The organism is Pseudomonas edaphica, from assembly GCF_005863185.1.
In the GTDB taxonomy this organism is placed as follows: Bacteria; Pseudomonadota; Gammaproteobacteria; order Pseudomonadales; family Pseudomonadaceae; genus Aquipseudomonas; species Aquipseudomonas edaphica.
Genome location: NZ_VBVZ01000959.1, coordinates 1 through 1467 on the forward strand (window position 1 = coordinate 1; position 1467 = coordinate 1467).

General features: G+C 59.8%; 2 protein-coding genes. One reads left to right on the top strand and one right to left on the bottom strand.

Going from position 1 to position 1467, the window contains the following annotated elements; genetic code table 11:
- Positions 1 to 124: hypothetical protein (locus tag FEM54_RS35205; RefSeq protein WP_420875337.1), on the top strand; the 124-nt coding region annotated here is incomplete at its 5' end.
- Positions 125 to 353: 229 nt separating this feature from the next.
- Here the strand turns inward: FEM54_RS35205 and FEM54_RS32475 are convergent.
- On the bottom strand, positions 354 to 1467 hold a 1114-nt coding region (locus FEM54_RS32475), incomplete at its 5' end, for an NEL domain-containing protein (RefSeq protein ID WP_240792837.1).

A 1467-nucleotide genomic window follows, 5' to 3' on the forward strand; every position in this document is an offset into this window, starting at 1 on the left:
GGCGCAGTACTTTGCCGTGGGCAAGATCGACAAAGACCAGGTCGCCAGCTACACCGCGCGCAAAGGCCAGGACCTCAGCGTGACGGAGCGCTGGCTGGCGCCGAACCTGGGGTATGACAACTAACGCCAGCCAACGCTTTTGGGTAAGGAAGCGGGCGTGCCCTGATGCCAGCCAGTTAAGCGCTAGAACTGACAACCAGTAACCTGTGGCGAGGGAGCTTGCTCCCGCTGGGGAGCGAAGCGGCCCCAAAAATGGGACTGCTACGCAGTCCAACGCGATCAAGCTCCCTCGCCCCAATTACCGGCTATGTCTTAACTGAGTGGCATTAGGGCACGCCCGCTTCCTTGCTCCACTACGGCTGTGTCGACGGGCCAGGCTGCGGCGAGGCCGGCCCGCTGGTTACCGGAGCAACACTACCCGGCGCTGATTCCAGCACCTCTTTGCGAGACAACCCAAGCAGCAACTGCACCCGTGCGCTCTCTCGGTCAAACTGCAGTTGGTTCACTGCCGCCGTGTAGCGTGGGTCGCCAAGCTCATACTCATCCTCAAGTGCCTCATGGCGTGCGTCAGCGTCGCTTTTAAGCGTCTCGAACTCTTCGGGATATCGATCTTGCAGGTAACTGACCCAGTAGTCATGGCTAATCAGGCGCTCATAAAACGCATTGGACGCCTCCGCCGTTAGCACTTGGCTACGCGCGCTGGTTAATACTTGCCCGCTGATCGGGTGACCAAATGCCATGTGCGTGGGTTGCCCCGGTAACTCCAACCCGTCAGGCCAGCCGCGGGTCATGCCGATCCGATACTCCAGGCGCACCTCGGCCTCGTCTCGTCCTCTGGTCTCACGTATGGCAAGCGTATCGATCTGCTCCAACCGGAATAACTGCCGAGACAGCTGCAGTAAACGCTGCCCCCTGAGCCTCAGGGTGCTGGCCGGCACTTCACGCAGCACCTGCTCTACGAGCACCATCACTTCCATTGAGCTGAACGTGAGGATGCGCCCGTCAATACAGGTGCCATGGGTTGCCGAGGCGGCGAACAACGACTCGCGCATCTGCGCATTGCCGGCGGCGCTTTCGACCACCCCCCATACCCGCCGGGTAAGATCAGTTGGGCTGATGCGGTACTCATCGGTATCGCGTAGTCGTTCGAGCAAATGGAAGAACCGCTCATGCAACGGTTCCCGGGCCAGTTGCTGCCACAACTGCCGCCGGGCTACGGCCAAGGTTTGAGATGAATGTTTCAGCCAAGACGTCAGCACCGCTTCTGAGGTGTCACGCTCTGGGTCAAGAATATCTTCCAGGGGTTCGTCCGCCCCTGTATCGTCATCACTGTCGGAACCAGATCCGTCCGAACCCTCCTCAAACGCCTCAATTCGCTGGTCAATTTCGGCCCGCAGAATCATGCGTTTGAAGTCCGGGTCGTTACAGGCCGAGGTCGAGCGTTCTACACGATACAGTTGTTGCAGG